The organism is Streptomyces sp. NBC_01197 (assembly GCF_036010505.1).
Taxonomy (GTDB): domain Bacteria; phylum Actinomycetota; class Actinomycetes; order Streptomycetales; family Streptomycetaceae; genus Streptomyces.
The window spans coordinates 3,691,136-3,707,514 of sequence record NZ_CP108569.1 but is presented as its reverse complement, the minus strand read 5'-3'; the positions used below and the strand labels follow the sequence as shown (position 1 = coordinate 3,707,514).

The window sequence follows — 16,379 nt, the reverse complement described above, 5'->3', positions numbered from 1 at the left end:
GATACTCCCGGACCCCGTGCGGCTCCCGAGTCCCGTGGAGCTGCCGGGGCGCCCCGAGGGATCCTCGCGCTCTCCTTTCCGTACCAGGTGGCCGCAGCCATCGCGCTCGGGCTGATCGGGGTTCTGACCGCCGTCCACCTCGCGATGGTCTTTCTGCATGTCGCGCCGTCGAACACCGTGAGCGAGCAGTACGGCAAGGCGGTGAATGACTGGATCTATCCAGAGTTCGAACAGAACTGGAAGCTCTTCGCACCCAATCCACTCCAGCAGAACATCGACGTTCAGGCCCGTGCTGAGATAAGGACGAAGGGGGGCGAAATCACCACCACCGCTTGGACCGATCTGTCGGCCGAGGACGGGGCGTCCCTCCGCCACAACATTCTCCCCAGCCACGTCGACCAGAACGAGCTCCGTCGTGCCTGGGACTTCTTCACCGGCTCGCACAACAACGACAACCAGCCGATCGGGATGCGGGGCGAGCTGTCGGAGCGGTACATCCGCCGCCTCGTCGTCATGCGGATGAGCGACCGGCAGCAGAGCGGTTCCTCGGTCGAGCGGATACAGGTCCGTTCGGCGACGTCTTCGGTGAAGGCTCCCCCGTGGAGTCAGGAGAAGATCGACACACGGGTCTCCTACCGGGTCCTGCCCTGGTGGGCGGTTGTCCCTGCGGACCGTACGGAGGACGACCGGTGAGCTCAGCCAGCGACCTCAGCAGCAAGATCGCGCGTGGAATCCAGCGCATCACCGAGGCCCCGCTCGGCCGCTTTCAGAGCGCCGTGATCAGGATCGGGTTCTCCGCCACCTGGCTGTTCTTCCTCCTGCGGGAGCTGCCGCACCGCCGTGAGCTGTACGGACCGCACGCCCCGTGGGACTGGGGCATGGCGAAGCAGCTCACCGCCGGCAATCATGCCTTCACCGTGCTGATGTGGTCGGACTCCACGGCGTGGTTCGAGATGGTCTACGCCGTTGCCGTGCTGTCCAGCGTGCTGCTGCTGCTCGGCTGGCACACACGCTTCGCCTCCGCGCTGTTCATGATCGGCGTGCTGTCACTGCAGAACCGGTCCGTCTTCGTGGGCGACGGCGGCGACAACGTCGTCCACATCATGGCGATCTATCTGCTGGTGACACGCTGTTCCCAGGTCTGGTCGCTGGATGCGCGCCGCGCGGCCCGTGCCGCGCGGGCTGCCGGAACCAGTGGCGTTTCCGCCCCCGAGCCGTACCGGGACCGGGTCGGCCCCCTGCTCTGGTCCGCGCTCGGTATCGCACTCGCACTCGTCACGCTGCTCGGGAAGATGAGTGGCGGCTGGGAACTGATCTTCTGGGTGATGTGGCTGGTCCAGGGATTGTGGTGGGTGGTGTGCCGGATCGTGCCGGGCGAGCCCCGCACTTTCCTCGACGTGGTCGCCAACCTCGCGCACAACGCCGGCCTCGTCGTGATCATGGCCGAGGTCTGTCTGGTCTACTCGACGGCCGGCTGGTACAAGATCCAGGGCTCCCGCTGGGAGGACGGCACGGCCCTCTACTACCCGCTCAACCTGCACTACTTCTCGCCCTGGCCCGGACTGTCCTCGCTGCTCGCCACCAGCGGCGTGCTGGTGATGCTGCTGACGTACGGCACGGTCATCGTTCAGGTGGCCTTCCCCTTCACCCTCTTCAACCGGCGCGTCAAGAACGTGCTGCTGGTCGCGATGATCCTTGAGCACCTCGGTATCGCGGTACTGCTGGGTCTGCCGTTCTTCTCGATGGCGATGATCGCGGCGGACGCGGTCTTCCTGCCGACCGGTTTTCTGCTCTGGCTGGGCGGCCGCGCAGCAATGCTGACCGCCCGCGCACGAGCAGCCGCGCGGAAGGGGCCGGTGGGCAGGCTGCGTCCGGCCGAGGGGGAGCAGGGCGAGCAGCCCCGTACGCTCGTGGGGTGACCAGCGAGCCCTCCCCCGAAGCACCTGAAGCATTCGAAGCGCGCGTGGAGCGCGAATCGCCTGAAGTACCTGCAGAGCCGGGAACGCCGGATGCGCCCGCGCAGTCGGAGCATTCCGGCGAGCCGGCTCAGTACGACGATGTCTTCGCGCCCGAAATCGGTGTCGGGCCGCACCCCCTGCCGTGGCCGGAGGGCGCGCAGTACGACCAGGAACTGCTCGTCGCAGGGGACCGCCGCAACGTGGTCGACGCGTACCGGTACTGGACGCGGGAGGCGATCGTCGCGGACCTGGACACCAGGCGCCACGACTTCCATGTCGCCGTCGAGAACTGGGGCCACGACTTCAACATCGGATCCGTCGTCCGTACCGCCAACGCCTTTCTCGCCAAGGAAATCCACATCGTGGGGCGGCGGCGCTGGAACCGGCGTGGAGCCATGGTGACCGACCGCTACCAACATGTGCGTCACCACCCGGACACGGAGTCGCTCACCGCGTGGGCTGCGGCCGAGGGCCTGCCGATCATCGGGATCGACAATCTGCCGGGCGCGGTGCCACTGGAGCGGACCGAGCTGCCGCGACGTTGTGTGCTGCTGTTCGGGCAGGAGGGCCCCGGGCTCACTGAAGAGGCACGGAAGCACGCGCAGCGGGTTTGCTCGATCGCGCAGTTCGGCTCGACGCGGTCCATCAACGCGGGTGCGGCCGCCGCGATCGCCATGCACGCCTGGGTACAGCGGTACGCAAAGATCGACTGAGCGCCCACCTGGTACTGGGACGGGACCGGGCCGCATACTGCCTACCGCGTACGGCCCGGACATGCCGTGGGTCCGGACAGGGCGCCTGGACTTGTTGCGGCGGCCCGGGGTACCGCCATCCCGCCCGCCCGGGGTCTCGCGTCGGAGACCCCGGGCCGAGGGGCGGGTGCTGCCCCGGTGCATCACGCCTGGCGGCGGACCTCCACCATCCGGAACCTGTTGGCCACGAACGCCCCGTCACACAGCGCCGCGTTGGCCGCCGGATTACCGCCGGAGCCGTGGAAGTCCGAGAAGGCCGCGGTCTGGTTGACGTAGACGCCGCCCGTCAGGTTCAGCGAGAGCTGGGCGCACTCCTCCAGGCAGACCTCCTCCACGGCCCGCTCCACCTCGGTTGATGTGGTGTACGCGCCCACCGTCATGGCTCCCTTGTCGCGGACTGTGCGGCGGAGCAGGTCGAGTGCGGACCTGGTCGATTCGACGGCCACCGCGAACGAGACAGGTCCGAAGCACTCGGAGAGGTAGGCCGCGTCGGCCTCCGCTGTGTCCCAGTGCTTCCGCGCGCCGTCCAGCTTGACGATCGCGGGCGTACGGACCACGGCTTCCGGGAAGTCGGGGTGGGCGATCTCCCGTGACGCGAGGGCCACTTCACCGAGATCCGCGGCCGCTTCGAGGCGGTCCCGTACATCAGGGTTGACCAGCGCGCCCAGCAACGCGTTCGCCCGGGCGTCGTCGCCGAGGAGCCCTCCCACTGCCGCTGCGAGGTCGCCGACCACCTCGTCGTACGACTTGTGGCCCGCGTCCGTGGTGATGCCGTCGGCCGGGATCAGCAGGTTCTGTGGGGTGGTGCACATCTGGCCGCTGTACAGGGAGAGCGAGAAGGCCAGGTTGGAGAGCATGCCCTTGTAGTCGTCCGTGGAGTCGACGACGACCGTGTTGACCCCGGCCTTCTCCGTGTAGACCTGCGCCTGGCGCGCGTTGGCCTCCAGCCAGTCGCCGAAGGCGGTCGAACCGGTGTAGTCGATGATCCTGATCTCCGGGCGGACAGCGAGGGCCTTGGCGATCCCCTCGCCGGGCCGTTCGGCGGCCAGCGCGACGAGATTGGCGTCGAACCCTGTCTCGGAGAGGACTTCGCGGGCCACCTGGACGGTGAGGGCTAGCGGCAGCACCGCGCGTGGGTGCGGCTTCACCAGGACCGGATTTCCGGTGGCGAGGGAGGCGAACAGGCCCGGATAGCCGTTCCAGGTGGGGAAGGTGTTGCAGCCGATCAGCAAGGAGATGCCGCGGCCCACCGCCGTGAAGGACTTCCGCAGCTCCAGTGGGTCGCGCTTGCCCTGCGGCTTGGACCAGTCTGCCGACGACGGGGTCCTGACCTGCTCGGCATAGGCGTATGCCACGGCCTCCAGGCCGCGGTCCTGGGCGTGCGGCCCGCCCGCCTGGAAGGCCATCATGAACGCCTGGCCACTGGTGTGCATGACCGCGTGAGCGAATTCCGGTGTACGGGCGCTGATCCGCGCCAGGATCTCCAGGCAGACCACGGCCCTGGCCTCGGGGCCGGCCGCGCGCCACGCCGCCGTGCCGGCACTCATCGCGGGCAGCAGGACGTCCAGGTCGGGGTGCGGATAGGTGATGCCCAACTCGACTCCGTACGGCGATACTTCGCCGCCTGTCCAGTCGTCGGTGCCTGGCTGGCCCAGATCGATGCGCCCGCCCAGCAGGGCGTCGAAAGCCGCTTTGCCGTCACCGCTGTATGCCTTGGGGTGCTCGGGGTGGGGCGTCCAGTACGCACGCGTAAGGATTGCTTCGAGGGCCTGGTCGAGCGTGGGCCGATGGGTCTGGGACAGCTCGGTCAGCTGCATCGCGGGACAACTCCTCTTCGAGCTGCGCAGGACAGGTGGACAGAGTTAGAGTAACCGAACGATCGGTCGGGACAAGGGGGTCCGCGCAGACTGTGGATAACTCAGTACGGGAAGATCGCCCCATGACCGCCACCGCACACCTTCCCGCCCTGGCGCCGAGCCGCACCGTCGCAGTCGTCGGCACCGGCACCATGGGCCAGGGCATAGCCCAGGTCGCCCTGGTCGCCGGGCACCCGGTGCGCCTCTACGACGCGCTGCCGGGCCGCGCGGAGAAGGCCGCCGAAGCCATCACCGCCCGGCTGGACCGGCTGGTCGAGAAGGGGCGCATGGACGGGCCGCAGCGGGATGCCGCGCGGGACCGCTTGCTGCCCGCCGCGGATCCGGCCGAGCTCGCCGACGCCGCGCTCGTGATCGAGGCGATCCTCGAACAACTCCCGGTCAAACAGGAACTCTTCACCACTCTTGAGGAGATCGTCACCGAGGACTGCCTGCTCGCGACCAATACCTCGTCCCTCTCCGTGACCGCCATCGCGGGCGCGCTGAGGCACCCCGACCGTTTCTTCGGGATGCACTTCTTCAACCCGGCGCCGCTGCTCCCTCTCGTCGAGATCGTCAGCGGCTTCGCCACCGACGAATCGAGCGCCGCGCGCGCGTCGGCGACGGCGACGGCCTGGGGCAAGACCCCGGTCCGCTGCACCGACACCCCTGGCTTCATCGTCAACCGCATCGCCCGCCCCTTCTACGCCGAGGCCTTCGCGGTGCACGAGGAGCGGGGCGCAGACCCGGCCACTATCGACGCGGTGCTCAGGGAGTCGGGCGGCTTCCGGATGGGCCCCTTCGAGCTGACCGACCTGATCGGCGAGGACGTGAACGAAGCGGTCACCCGCTCGGTCTGGCAGTCGTTCTTCCAGGACCCCAAATTCCGTCCTTCGCTGGCGCAGCAGCGGCTCGTCGAGTCCGGGCGGCTGGGCAGGAAGAGCGGCCGTGGCTGGTACGCGTACGGAGAGGGCGCAGGCCGGCCCGAGCCCCACACGGCCCCGGCCACCGAGGCCCCGTCCGGAATCACGGTGGAGGGCGATCTCGGGCCCGCGGCCGAACTGGTCGCGATGGCCCGTGAGGCGGGGATCGCGGTGCGCGAGGACGAGGAGGACGCGGGGTGCAGGATCGTGCTGCCCAGCGGCGGCCAGCTGGTGCTCGCCGACGGGCAGACCTCGGCAGAGTTCCGGGACGTCGTCTACTTCGACCTGGCGCTCGACTACCGGTCCGCCACCCGTATCGCGCTGTCGGCGTCCGAGGTCACCGGCTGGGAGACGCTGCGCCAGTCGATCGGCCTCTTCCAGTGCCTCGGTAAGAAGGTCAGCGTCATCGGGGACGTCCCCGGCATGATCGTCGCCCGTACGGTCGCGATGATGGTGGACCTCGCGGCGGACGCCCTGGCCAGGGGCGTCGCATCCGCACAGGACATCGATACGGCGATGCGGCTCGGCGTGAACTACCCGCTGGGGCCGGTCGAATGGGGCCGCAAGCTCGGCCGTGCCTGGGCGCACGAACTGCTCGACGAGCTCCACGCGCGCGTGCCCAGCGGCCGCTATGCGCCGTCGCTGGCGCTGTACCGGCAGTCGTACGTCCATCCGGAGAAGGGCGGAACGGTCTGATGAGCACCCCCAAGCGGGACACGTACACACCGGAGACCCTGCTGACGGTCGCCGTGCAGATCTTCAACGAGCGCGGCTACGACGGCACGTCCATGGAGCACCTCTCCAGGGCCGCCGGCATCTCCAAGTCCTCGATCTACCACCATGTCGCGGGCAAGGAGGAGTTGTTGCGGCGAGCGGTCAGCCGCGCCATAGACGGGCTCTTCGGCGTACTCGACGAGCCGGGGGCGGCGCGGGGGCGCGCGATCCAGCAGGTCGAGTACGTCACGCGCCGTACGGTCGACGTGCTGATGGCGGAACTCCCCTATGTGACACTCCTGTTGCGGGTGCGCGGCAATACGAAGACCGAGCGCTGGGCGATGGAGCGGCGCCGGGAGTTCGACCAGCGGGTGGCCGATCTGCTGAAGGCGGCGGTGTCCGAGGGCGATCTCCGCTCCGACGTGGACATCCGGCTGGCGACCCGGCTGCTCTTCGGGATGATCAACTCGCTGGTCGAGTGGGTCCGCCCGGCGCAAGGCGCGGGTCCCGACGCGGACCAGCTGGCGGAGACCGTCGTGCAGCTGGCGTTCGAAGGGCTGCGCACGGCTCCCTCCCACTGACAGGGCGCGCCGGAGCGTGCCGGGGCGCGGAGGGGGCGTGACGCGACGGGACGGGGGCGGGACGGCCGTGTCGGGCCCCGGCTTCCGGCCCGGTTCTCATCCGTCCGAAGGCTTGGCCGGATCCAGGTCCGTCTCCTCGAAGACCAGCAGAGTCCGGGTGGAGAGCACTTCCGGGATCGCCTGGATCTTCGTCAGCACGAGCTCACGCAGCGCCCTGTTGTCGGCGCTGTGCACCAGCAGAAGCACATCGAAATCGCCGCTGACCAGCGCGATATGAGCGGTGCCCGGCAGTTCGGTGAGCTGCTTGCGGACCGTGCGCCAGGAGTTCTGGACGATCTTGAGCGTGATGTAGGCGGACGACCCCTGGCCTGCGCGCTCGTGGTCGACCCGGGCGCTGAACCCGCGGATGACGCCGTCCTCGATCAGCCGGTTGATGCGGGCGTACGCATTGGCGCGCGACACATGGACGCGGTCGGAGACGGACCGTATCGACGCGCGGCCGTCCTGCTGCAGGATCCGCAGGATGTCGCGGTCGATGGCATCCAGCGAGCGCGCGGGAGGAGGCCCGCCCTCGTCGGCCATTCGTTCAGCTGCCACCTGCCCCCGCCTCTCTACCATGGACGACTTGCTCTTATCCCAGGCTGTGGAGAACCGTTTGTCCACAGGCTGAAGGGGTCAGTAGCCAAAATGCGCTTTCGACCGAACAATCGGTAGGTGAGGCGCATCACACGACGGTGCGCCCTCCCGCTCCCATGAGGAGGTGTCTGGCATGACGGTCCAAGAGCTGCCCGGTGCTACTGCCTACCCGGCATGGAAGATCCGTACCGACCCCGCGCCGCTGCTCCCGGACCCGGAGCCGTACCGGGTGCTCGGTACGGAAGCCGCCGCCGGGCTCGACAGGGAGCTGCTGCTCCGGCTGTACGACGCCCTGGTGCACGGCCGGCGGTTCAACACGCAGGCGACGGCCCTCACCAAGCAGGGCAGGCTCGCTGTCTACCCGTCGTCCACCGGTCAGGAGGCATCCGAGGTGGCCGCGGCGCTGGTCCTGGAGGACCGGGACTGGCTCTTCCCCAGCTACCGGGACACCCTCGCGGCCGTGGCGCGCGGACTGGACCCGGTGGAGGCTCTGACGCTGCTGCGCGGCGACTGGCACACCGGGTACGACCCGCGTGAGCGCCGTATCGCCCCGCTGTCCACACCGCTCGCCACCCAGCTTCCGCACGCGGTCGGCCTGGCACACGCCGCCCGGCTGGCCGGGGACGACGTGGTCGCGCTGGCGATGGTCGGTGACGGAGGGACCAGCGAGGGCGACTTCCACGAGGCACTGAACTTCGCCGCCGTGTGGCGCGCCCCCGTCGTCTTCCTCGTCCAGAACAACGGTTTCGCGATCTCCGTACCCCTCGCCAAGCAGACCGCGGCCCCCTCCCTCGCCCACAAGGCGGTCGGATACGGAATGCCGGGCCGGCTCGTGGACGGGAACGACGCGGCGGCCATGCACCAGGTGCTCTCCGAAGCGGTCCGGCGGGCCAGGACCGGCGGTGGTCCGACGCTGATCGAAGCGGTGACCTACCGGATGGAGGCGCATACGAACGCCGACGACGCCACCCGCTACCGCGCGGACGCCGAAGTGGAGGCCTGGCGGGCACACGATCCGGTCCGGCTCCTGGAGCGCGAGCTGACCGGGCGCGGGCTGCTCGACGAGGAGCGCAGGGGTGCGGCCACCGAGGCCGCCGAGTCGATGGCAGCGGATCTCCGCGGACGGATGAACGCCGAGCCGCTGCTCGACCCCATGGACCTCTTCGCGCAGATCTATGACGCCCCGACGCCGCAGCTGCGCGAACAGTCGGAGCAGCTGCGCGCCGAGCTGGAAGCGGAGGCCGGGCGGTGACCACAGTCGCGGTGAAGCCGGCCACCATGGCGCAGGCACTGCAGAGGGCGATGCGCGACGCGATGGCCGAGGACCCCACCGTGCACGTCATGGGGGAGGACGTCGGGACGCTCGGCGGGGTGTTCCGGGTCACCGACGGCCTCGCGAGGGAGTTCGGCGAGGACCGCTGTACGGACACGCCGCTCGCCGAGGCAGGCATTCTCGGGGCGGCGGTCGGTATGGCGATGTACGGGCTGCGGCCCGTGGTGGAGATGCAGTTCGACGCCTTCGCCTATCCGGCGTTCGAGCAGCTCGTCAGCCATGTGTCGCGGATGCGCAACCGCACCCGGGGCGCGCTGCCGATGCCGATCGTGGTGCGGGTGCCGTACGGCGGCGGGATCGGCGGTGTCGAGCACCACAGCGACTCGTCGGAGGCGTACTACATGGCGACTCCGGGGCTCCATGTCGTCACGCCGGCCACGGTCCCCGACGCGTACGGGCTGCTGCGCGAGGCCATCGCCTCCGACGACCCGGTCATTTTCCTGGAGCCGAAGCGGCTCTACTGGTCGAAGGCCGAGTGGTCGCCGGACGCGCCTGCCGCAGTGGAGCCGATAGGCCGGGCCGTGGTCCGGCGCGCGGGCAGCAGCGCCACTCTTCTGACGTACGGGCCCTCGGTGCCGGTCTGTCTGGAGGCGGCGGAGGCCGCTCGTGACGAGGGCTGGGACCTGGAGGTGGTGGATCTGCGCTCGCTGGTGCCGTTCGACGACGAGACGGTGTGCGCTTCGGTGCGGCGCACTGGCCGGGCGGTCGTCGTCCATGAGTCGGCCGGATTCGGCGGCCCCGGCGGGGAGATCGCCGCCCGGGTGACGGAGCGCTGCTTCCACCATCTGGAGGCGCCGGTGCTGCGGGTCGCCGGGTTCGACATCCCGTATCCGCCGCCCATGCTGGAGCGGCACCATCTGCCCGGTGTGGACCGGGTGCTGGACGCGGTCGCCCGATTGCAGTGGGAGGCGCAGAGCTGATGACCAGTGCTTCTGGTGCTTCTGATGTGAACTGCCTGGAATTCAAGCTGCCGGACCTCGGGGAAGGGCTGACCGAGGCCGAGATCGTGCGGTGGCTGGTGGAGATCGGCGATGTCGTCGCGGTCGACCAGCCGGTCGTCGAGGTCGAAACGGCGAAGGCGCTGGTGGAGGTGCCCTGTCCGTACGCGGGCATGGTGACGGCCCGGTTCGGCGAGGAGGGTGCCGAACTGCCGGTCGGCTCCCCGCTGTTGACGGTGACAGTGGGTCCGGAGGTGGGGGCGGACACCAGTCGTAGCAAGAGTGGTGCGAGTGATGCCAGTGGTGTCAGTGGTGTCAGTGGTATGGGTGCTGTCGGCGCCGGCGCCGGTGCCGGTGATTCCGCCGGGGCTTCGGGGGCTGATGACAACTCGTCGGGGAATGTGCTCGTGGGGTACGGGACGGGTGGCGCGGTGGCCGCGCGGCGGCGGCGGGTACGGGTGACTGGTGGCACCCGGCCGGATCCGGCCCCGCCGTCCGCGCTCCGGGCCGGTCCTGTTCCGGTGATCTCTCCGCTGGTCCGGCGGCTGGCGCGCGAACACGACGTGGAACTGAGGGAGTTGGCGGGCAGCGGACCCGACGGACTGATTCTGCGCTCCGATGTGGAGCAGGCGATACGTACACCCGCGGCCGACGGGGCCGGCCGGACCGGGCGGGTGGATGCCGGCCGGGCCTCGGAACCGGTGGCGGCCGCCACCGCACCGGTGGCTGCGACCGCGACCGCGACGGCGACTGCGACAGCGGCGGCGGAGAGCCGGGTCCCGCTGCGGGGGGTGCGTGGTGCCGTCGCCGAGAAGCTCGCGCGCAGCCGTCGCGAGATCCCCGATGCGACATGCTGGGTCGACGCGGACGCCACCGAGTTGATGGCCGCGCGTGCGGCCATGAACGCGGCGGCCGGTCCGACGGTTCCGAAGATCTCGGTGCTGGCCCTGCTGGCCCGTGTCTGCACGGCGGCCCTGGCGCGTTTTCCCGAGCTGAACTCGACCGTGGACATGGAGGCGCGGGAGATCGTGCGCCTGCCGTCGGTCCACCTGGGCTTCGCCGCGCAGACCGAGCGCGGGCTGGTGGTGCCGGTGGTACGCGACGCCGACGGGCGCACCACGGAGTCGCTCAACGGGGAGCTCATACGGCTGACGGAGGCGGCCAGGAGCGGGGCGCTGACCCCGGCGGAGCTCACGGGAGGCACGTTCACGGTGAACAACTACGGGGTGTTCGGAGTCGACGGCTCCACACCGATCATCAACCACCCCGAGGCCGCGATGCTGGGTGTCGGCAGGATCGTGCCCAAGCCCTGGGTCCACGAGGGGGAGCTCGCTGTACGGCAGGTGGTGCAGCTGTCCCTCACTTTCGACCACAGGGTGTGCGACGGCGGGACGGCCGGCGGCTTCCTCCGGTACGTGGCGGACTGCGTGGAGCAGCCGGCGGTGCTGCTGCGGGGGGTCTGACGGGCGGGCCGGCAGGGCTCCGGTGGTCACCCGCGGCGGGGCCGGTCGGCCTGCCGTGGCTGGGTGTCGCGGGCGGATGTCGTGGCTGGATGTCGCCGCGCCATTCCGTAGAGCTCTGCCGCGGCCCATACTCGCGGGATGACCTTGTATGACGCCGTGGTGCTCGCCGGAGGGGCTGCCAAGCGGCTCGGTGGTGCCGACAAGCCCGGCCTCACCGTGGGAGGGCTGACGCTGCTCGACCGGGTGCTCGGGGCCTGTCGCGGGGCCGGGACCACCGTTGTCGTCGGGGGACGGCGGGAGACCGTACGACCCGTGGTCTGGGCCCGCGAGGAGCCTGCCGGTGGCGGGCCGCTGGCGGCGCTCGGAGCCGGGGTGCGCGGAGTGTCGGCCGGAGCCGTGCTCGTACTCTCCGCAGACCTGCCGTTTCTGGGGGAGACCACCGTGCCTGCGCTGCTCGGCGCCCTCGGATCGGGGCCTCACGAAGGGGTGTTGCTCACCGATCCCGGCGGCCGGGACCAGCCTCTCGTCGCCGCCTACCGCACCGACGCCCTGCGTCGCGGGCTCGCGCTGCTCGCCGCCGAGCACGGTTCGCTCGCCGGGCTGCCCCTGCGGCTGCTCACCGCCGGACTCGACCTGGCCCGGATCACCGCGGACCCCCTGGCCTCGTTCGACTGCGACACCTGGCAGGCCGTGGCGTCGGCGCGGGCCCACATCAGGGAGCATGGGTACGTGCTTGATGAATGGATCACCGCAGTCAAGGCCGAGCTGGGCATCGAGCTGGATGTCGACACCGGCGTCCTCCTGGACCTGGCCCGCGATGCCGCACACGGCGTGGCCAGGCCGGCCGCGCCGCTGACGACCTTTCTCGTCGGCTATGCCGCGGCGAAGGCGGAACAGGACGGGCCCGAGGCTGTCGCCACGGCCGCACGCAAGGCCGCCGCGCTCGCCAACCGGTGGGCCGACGAGGCCGGAGAGGCCAAGGGGACCGACGCCGGATGACCGGACAGCAGGACCGCGACCTCGACGAAGCGCTGGCGCTGGTCCGCAGGGAGCCACCGGCCGTGCCGCCGACCGCCGCATCGGAGAACCACCACGCCGAGAGCGGGAACCACTCCGGGCAGCAGCCCGTGCAGCAGACCGGGAACCACTCCGGGCAGCAGCCCGTGCAGCAGACCGGGGACCAGGCCGGACAGCAGACCGGGACGCACTCCGGGCAGCGGCCCGCCGCACCGGAGAAGCACCGCGCCGCGGCCTGGGCCGATGCCCGCGCCTGTGCGGCGAGGGCGGGACGTGCGGTGCCCGTCTCCGCGCGGCGGTCGCCACTGGACCGGGCGCTGGGTCTGATCCTCGCGGGACCGCTGACCGCGCTCACCGATCTGCCGTCCTTCGACACCTCGGCCATGGACGGCTGGGCGGTCTCCGGGCCGGGACCCTGGCGGATCAGCGACCGGGACGACGTCCTCGCCGGTCACGCCGGGACCGGGCGGCTCGCCGACGGAGATGCCGTACGGATCGCCACCGGCGCCCGGATCCCGCGCGAAGCGACCGCCGTCGTCCGCACCGAACACGCCCGGACGGATGACCGCACCGGACAACTGCACGCGCGGCGCCAAGTGGTCACCGGGCAGGACATCCGGCCCCGGGGGCAGGAGTGCCGCACCGGCGACCAGCTTCTGCCGACCGGGGGACTGGTGACCCCCGCGGTGCTCGGTCTGGCAGCCGCGGCAGGCTACGACGAGCTGCCGGTCCTCCCCCGCCCCCGGGTAGAAGTCCTGGTCCTCGGCGATGAGTTGCTGGCCGACGGGCTCCCGCACGACGGGCTGATCCGGGATGCTCTGGGACCGATGATCGGCCCCTGGCTGCGGACACTAGGCGCCGAGGTCCTGGCCACGCGGCGTCTCGGTGACGACGCCGATGCCCTCCGCCAAGCCGTAGCGGGCTCCGGGGCCGATCTGGTCATCACCACCGGGGGCACCGCCGCCGGGCCCGTCGACCATGTCCATCCCATCCTCCACAAGCTCGGTGCCGAGCTGCTGGTCGACAGCGTCGCCGTGCGCCCCGGCCATCCGATGCTGCTCGCCCGGCTGGCCGACGGACGCCATCTCGTCGGACTGCCCGGAAACCCGCTGGCCGCCGTATCCGGGCTGCTGACGCTCGCCGATCCGCTGCTGCGTGGGCTCGCCGGCCGCGCCGCCCGGGAGGCTTATGCCATGCCCGTGAGCGAAGAGGTGCACGGCCACCCGTATGACACCCGGCTCGTGCCAGTGGTGCACCGGACCGATGAGGTGGTCCCGCTGCATTTCCATGGGCCGGCGATGCTCCGCGGTATCGCTGCGGCGGACGGGCTCGCCGTCGTACCGTCCGGAGGCGCGCGAGCCGGCCAGCTGCTGGAGATCCTCGATCTCCCGTGGGCGGAGGAGTGTTTCACGTGAAACTGCCCGGCCATGATGCCCTCGACCGGCAGGTGGGGGAGAAGCTGGTCACCCGCCGGGTGAAACTGCCTCGTCGGGTGGTCGAGCGGCCCCTCCGGCAGGTCGGCAGGCGAGTGCTGATTGCGCTGCTGGTGCTGGCGGTGACGGCGCTCATCGTCTGGTTCGACCGCGATGGTTACCACGACAACGCCGACAGCAAGGTCGACCTGCTCGACTCCTTCTACTACGCCACGGTCACCCTCTCCACCACGGGTTACGGCGACATCGTCCCGTACAGCGACGGTGCCAGGCTCACCAACATCCTCATCGTCACGCCGCTGCGCGTGCTCTTCCTGATCATCCTGGTCGGCACCACTCTCGAAGTGCTCACCGAGCGCACCCGGGAGGAGTGGCGGCTGAACCGCTGGAGGCTCCGCTTGCGTGACCACACCGTCGTCATCGGATTCGGTACGAAAGGCCGCTCCGCGATGCAGACGCTGTGTGCGACCGGCCTGAAGCAGGAGCAGATCGTTGTCGTCGACCCCAACAGCAAGGTCATCGAGGCCGCCAACGCGGAGGGCTTCGCGGGCGTCATCGGCGATGCGACCCGCAGCGACGTACTGCTCCGCGCCGAGGTGCAGCGTGCCCGGCAGATCGTCATCGCCACCCAGCGCGACGACACCGCCGTACTGGTCACGCTGACCGCGCGGCAGCTCAACCGCGGGGCGAAGATCGTCGCCGCGGTGCGGGAGGAGGAGAACGCTCCGCTGCTGCGCCAGTCCGGGGCCGACGCGGTGATCACGAGCGCCAGTGCGGCGGGGCGGCTGCTCGGGCTCTCCGTACTCAGCCCGAGCGCGGGAACCGTGATGGAGGATCTGATCCAGCAGGGCAGCGGACTCGACCTGGTCGAACGGCCGGTCATAAAGGACGAGGTGGGGCGGAGCGTCCGGGACGCGAACGATCTGGTCGTCACTGTGAAGCGCGGTCACCGGCTGATCGGGTACGACGATCCCGAAGCCAGTCCGCTCCAGCTCACCGACCGGGTGATCGCGATTGTCCGGGTCTCCCCCAAGGCGGCCGGAGCCGGTGCGGAGTAGCCTCGCGATCATGCATGCGATCACGATCCCCGAACCCGGCGGTCCCGAGGCGCTTGTCTGGGCCGAAGTGCCCGACCCCGTCCCCGGCGAGGGCGAAGTCCTCGTCGAGGTCGTGGCGTCCGCCGTCAACCGCGCCGATGTGCTGCAACGCCAGGGCTTCTACAACCCGCCCCCCGGGGCGTCGCCGTATCCCGGCCTGGAATGCTCCGGGCGGATCACCGCCCTCGGACCCGGGGTCTCCGGCTGGGCCGTCGGCGACGAGGTGTGTGCGCTGCTGAGCGGCGGCGGATACGCGGAGAGAGTCGCCGTACCGGTGGGGCAGCTGCTGCCGGTCCCGGACGGGATCGATCTCGTCACGGCGGCGGGGCTGCCGGAAGTCACGTGCACCGTCTGGTCCAACGTGTTCATGGTCGCCCATCTGCGCCCCGGCGAGATGCTGCTGGTGCACGGCGGGTCGAGCGGGATCGGCACGATGGCGATCCAGCTGGGCAAGGCGGTTGGGGCCCGGGTCGCCGTGACGGCGGGCAGCCCCGAGAAACTGGCCCGCTGTGCGGAGTTGGGCGCCGACGTACTGATCAACTACCGCGAGCAGGACTTCGTCGAGGAGATCCGGAAGGCGACCGGCGGTGCCGGGGCCGACGTCATCCTCGACATCGTCGGCGCGAAGTACCTGGACCGGAACGTGGAGGCGCTGGCGACCAGCGGGCGGCTCGCGGTGATCGGTATGCAGGGCGGTGTGAAGGGCGAGTTGAACCTCGCGGTACTGCTGGGGAAGCGGGGCGCCGTCACGGCCACGTCGTTGCGGGCACGGCCGCTGGGAGAGAAGGCGGCGATCGTCGCCGCGGTCCGTGAACATGTCTGGCCACTGATTTCCGGCGGCCGGGTGCGGCCCGTGGTGGACCAGGTGCTGCCGATGGCTCTCGCGGCGGAGGGGCACCGGGTGCTGGATTCCGGGGTGCACGTGGGGAAGGTCCTGCTGCAGGCGTAGGGCCGGAAGAAGCACAACGACCGAGGCCCGGCCCCGCGTGTTGCTGCGGGAGGCCGGGCCTCGGTCGGTGTTCGGTTCGGCGAAAGGCCAAAGAGGCGGACAGGGGGTTCAGAAACAGGGGGGAATCAGGCGGACCGGAAGAGGCGGACCGGATCAGAGGTACGGGCCTGAGCGGATCGCTCCGTGGCCGCCGTCCGCGTCCTCTTCCTCCTGGCCGCCCGCACCCGGGGGAAGCGCCCGGCGCATCTGTTCCAGTTGGGCCCTCGCCGCCATCTGCTGCGCGAACAGCGCCGTCTGGATGCCATGGAACAGACCTTCCAGCCAGCCCACCAACTGTGCCTGCGCGATGCGCAGTTCCGCCTCCGACGGGATGGCCTCGTTGGTGAACGGCAGCGAGAGGCGTTCCAGCTCCTCCACCAGCTCAGGGGCCAGACCGTCCTCCAGCTCCTTTACGGACGAGGCGTGGATGTCCTTGAGCCGGACCCGGCTCGCCTCGTCGAGAGGGGCCGCCCTGACCTCCTCCAGAAGTTGTTTGATCATGCTGCCGATGCGCATGACCTTGGCGGGCTGTTCCACCATTTCTGTCACTGGGACCTCGCGCGACTCGTCGTCACCGGCGGCCCCGCCGCCGAGCGCCATCCCGTCCTGTCCCACGATGAGGACCTTGGGGTGCTCCTCCGGCTGTTCCGACCGTTCACTCCTCGGCATCTCCATGCCGCCATTGTCTCGCAC

Annotated in this window: 15 protein-coding genes; 12 read left to right on the top strand and 3 right to left on the bottom strand. The window is 70.3% G+C overall.

The window, feature by feature from the left end; genetic code table 11:
- The first annotated feature begins 87 nt into the window (after positions 1–87).
- From OG452_RS16850 to OG452_RS16840, 3 genes are all read left to right on the top strand, one after another.
- A complete protein-coding gene (locus tag OG452_RS16850; RefSeq protein WP_405561978.1) occupies positions 88–693 on the top strand; it encodes a DUF5819 family protein in 606 nt (201 codons plus the stop codon).
- Positions 600–1,919, top strand: coding sequence for an HTTM domain-containing protein (locus OG452_RS16845; RefSeq protein ID WP_442810029.1), 1,320 nt, complete (start codon positions 600–602; stop codon positions 1,917–1,919). Before OG452_RS16850 ends, OG452_RS16845 begins: the two co-directional genes overlap by 94 nt.
- Positions 1,920–2,074: 155 nt before the next feature.
- Positions 2,075–2,671, top strand: coding sequence for a TrmH family RNA methyltransferase (locus tag OG452_RS16840; protein ID WP_327299660.1), 597 nt, complete (start codon positions 2,075–2,077; stop codon positions 2,669–2,671).
- A gap of 182 nt (positions 2,672–2,853) precedes the next feature.
- On the opposite strand, the gene paaN is transcribed toward OG452_RS16840, so the two are convergent.
- Positions 2,854–4,527, bottom strand: coding sequence for a phenylacetic acid degradation protein PaaN (gene paaN, locus OG452_RS16835; protein WP_327296421.1), 1,674 nt, complete (start codon positions 4,525–4,527; stop codon positions 2,854–2,856).
- 122 nt (positions 4,528–4,649) lie between these two features.
- On the opposite strand from paaN, the gene OG452_RS16830 reads away from it, so the two are divergent.
- Both OG452_RS16830 and OG452_RS16825 read left to right on the top strand, forming a co-directional pair.
- Positions 4,650–6,182: a 3-hydroxyacyl-CoA dehydrogenase gene (locus OG452_RS16830; RefSeq protein ID WP_327296420.1), complete on the top strand. Its 1,533-nt coding sequence runs from the start codon at positions 4,650–4,652 to the stop codon at positions 6,180–6,182.
- Positions 6,182–6,781, top strand: coding sequence for a TetR/AcrR family transcriptional regulator (locus OG452_RS16825; RefSeq protein WP_327296419.1), 600 nt, complete (start codon positions 6,182–6,184; stop codon positions 6,779–6,781). Before OG452_RS16830 ends, OG452_RS16825 begins: the two co-directional genes overlap by 1 nt.
- A 96-nt stretch (positions 6,782–6,877) precedes the next feature.
- Here OG452_RS16825 and OG452_RS16820 read toward each other — a convergent pair whose 3' ends face one another.
- Positions 6,878–7,399, bottom strand: coding sequence for an Lrp/AsnC family transcriptional regulator (locus OG452_RS16820; protein WP_327296418.1), 522 nt, complete (start codon positions 7,397–7,399; stop codon positions 6,878–6,880).
- A gap of 151 nt (positions 7,400–7,550) precedes the next feature.
- Here OG452_RS16820 and pdhA point away from each other — a divergent pair, with 151 nt between their 5' ends.
- The 7 genes from pdhA (at position 7,551) to OG452_RS16785 (ending at position 15,647) form a co-directional block, all read left to right on the top strand.
- A complete protein-coding gene (pdhA, locus tag OG452_RS16815) occupies positions 7,551–8,669 on the top strand; it encodes a pyruvate dehydrogenase (acetyl-transferring) E1 component subunit alpha (RefSeq protein WP_327296417.1) in 1,119 nt (372 codons plus the stop codon).
- A 26-nt stretch (positions 8,670–8,695) separates the two neighbouring features.
- Positions 8,696–9,670, top strand: a complete 975-nt coding sequence (locus OG452_RS16810; protein ID WP_405565507.1) for an alpha-ketoacid dehydrogenase subunit beta — start codon at positions 8,696–8,698, stop codon at positions 9,668–9,670.
- Positions 9,670–11,151, top strand: a complete 1,482-nt coding sequence (locus tag OG452_RS16805; RefSeq protein ID WP_327296415.1) for a dihydrolipoamide acetyltransferase family protein — start codon at positions 9,670–9,672, stop codon at positions 11,149–11,151. Before OG452_RS16810 ends, OG452_RS16805 begins: the two co-directional genes overlap by 1 nt.
- Positions 11,152–11,289: 138 nt before the next feature.
- The gene (locus OG452_RS16800) at positions 11,290–12,150 is read left to right on the top strand and encodes a DUF6457 domain-containing protein (protein ID WP_327296414.1); all 861 of its coding nucleotides are present in this window, start codon (positions 11,290–11,292) and stop codon (positions 12,148–12,150) included.
- The gene (locus tag OG452_RS16795) at positions 12,147–13,583 is read left to right on the top strand and encodes a molybdopterin molybdotransferase MoeA (RefSeq protein WP_327296413.1); all 1,437 of its coding nucleotides are present in this window, start codon (positions 12,147–12,149) and stop codon (positions 13,581–13,583) included. The genes OG452_RS16800 and OG452_RS16795 overlap by 4 nt, the downstream gene beginning before the upstream one ends.
- The gene (locus tag OG452_RS16790; protein WP_327296412.1) at positions 13,580–14,659 is read left to right on the top strand and encodes a potassium channel family protein; all 1,080 of its coding nucleotides are present in this window, start codon (positions 13,580–13,582) and stop codon (positions 14,657–14,659) included. The genes OG452_RS16795 and OG452_RS16790 overlap by 4 nt, the downstream gene beginning before the upstream one ends.
- Positions 14,660–14,669: 10 nt before the next feature.
- Entirely contained in the window at positions 14,670–15,647 is a 978-nt protein-coding gene (locus tag OG452_RS16785) for an NAD(P)H-quinone oxidoreductase (protein ID WP_327296411.1), read from the top strand.
- Positions 15,648–15,800: 153 nt separating this feature from the next.
- On the opposite strand, the gene OG452_RS16780 is transcribed toward OG452_RS16785, so the two are convergent.
- A complete protein-coding gene (locus tag OG452_RS16780; RefSeq protein WP_327296410.1) occupies positions 15,801–16,361 on the bottom strand; it encodes a bacterial proteasome activator family protein in 561 nt (186 codons plus the stop codon).
- Positions 16,362–16,379: the final 18 nt, after the last annotated feature.

Bases quoted from the DNA above. Each gene is read 5' to 3' on its own strand.
- paaN (WP_327296421.1), bottom strand. From the start codon at position 4,527: ATGCAGCTGACCGAGCTGTCCCAGACCCATCGGCCCACGCTCGACCAG.
- OG452_RS16830 (WP_327296420.1), top strand. From the start codon at position 4,650: ATGACCGCCACCGCACACCTTCCCGCCCTGGCGCCGAGCCGCACCGTC.
- OG452_RS16825 (WP_327296419.1), top strand. From the start codon at position 6,182: ATGAGCACCCCCAAGCGGGACACGTACACACCGGAGACCCTGCTGACG.
- OG452_RS16820 (WP_327296418.1), bottom strand. From the start codon at position 7,399: ATGGTAGAGAGGCGGGGGCAGGTGGCAGCTGAACGAATGGCCGACGAG.
- pdhA (WP_327296417.1), top strand. From the start codon at position 7,551: ATGACGGTCCAAGAGCTGCCCGGTGCTACTGCCTACCCGGCATGGAAG.
- OG452_RS16810 (WP_405565507.1), top strand. From the start codon at position 8,696: ATGGCGCAGGCACTGCAGAGGGCGATGCGCGACGCGATGGCCGAGGAC.
- OG452_RS16805 (WP_327296415.1), top strand. From the start codon at position 9,670: ATGACCAGTGCTTCTGGTGCTTCTGATGTGAACTGCCTGGAATTCAAG.
- OG452_RS16800 (WP_327296414.1), top strand. From the start codon at position 11,290: ATGACCTTGTATGACGCCGTGGTGCTCGCCGGAGGGGCTGCCAAGCGG.
- OG452_RS16795 (WP_327296413.1), top strand. From the start codon at position 12,147: ATGACCGGACAGCAGGACCGCGACCTCGACGAAGCGCTGGCGCTGGTC.
- OG452_RS16785 (WP_327296411.1), top strand. From the start codon at position 14,670: ATGCATGCGATCACGATCCCCGAACCCGGCGGTCCCGAGGCGCTTGTC.
- OG452_RS16780 (WP_327296410.1), bottom strand. From the start codon at position 16,361: ATGGAGATGCCGAGGAGTGAACGGTCGGAACAGCCGGAGGAGCACCCC.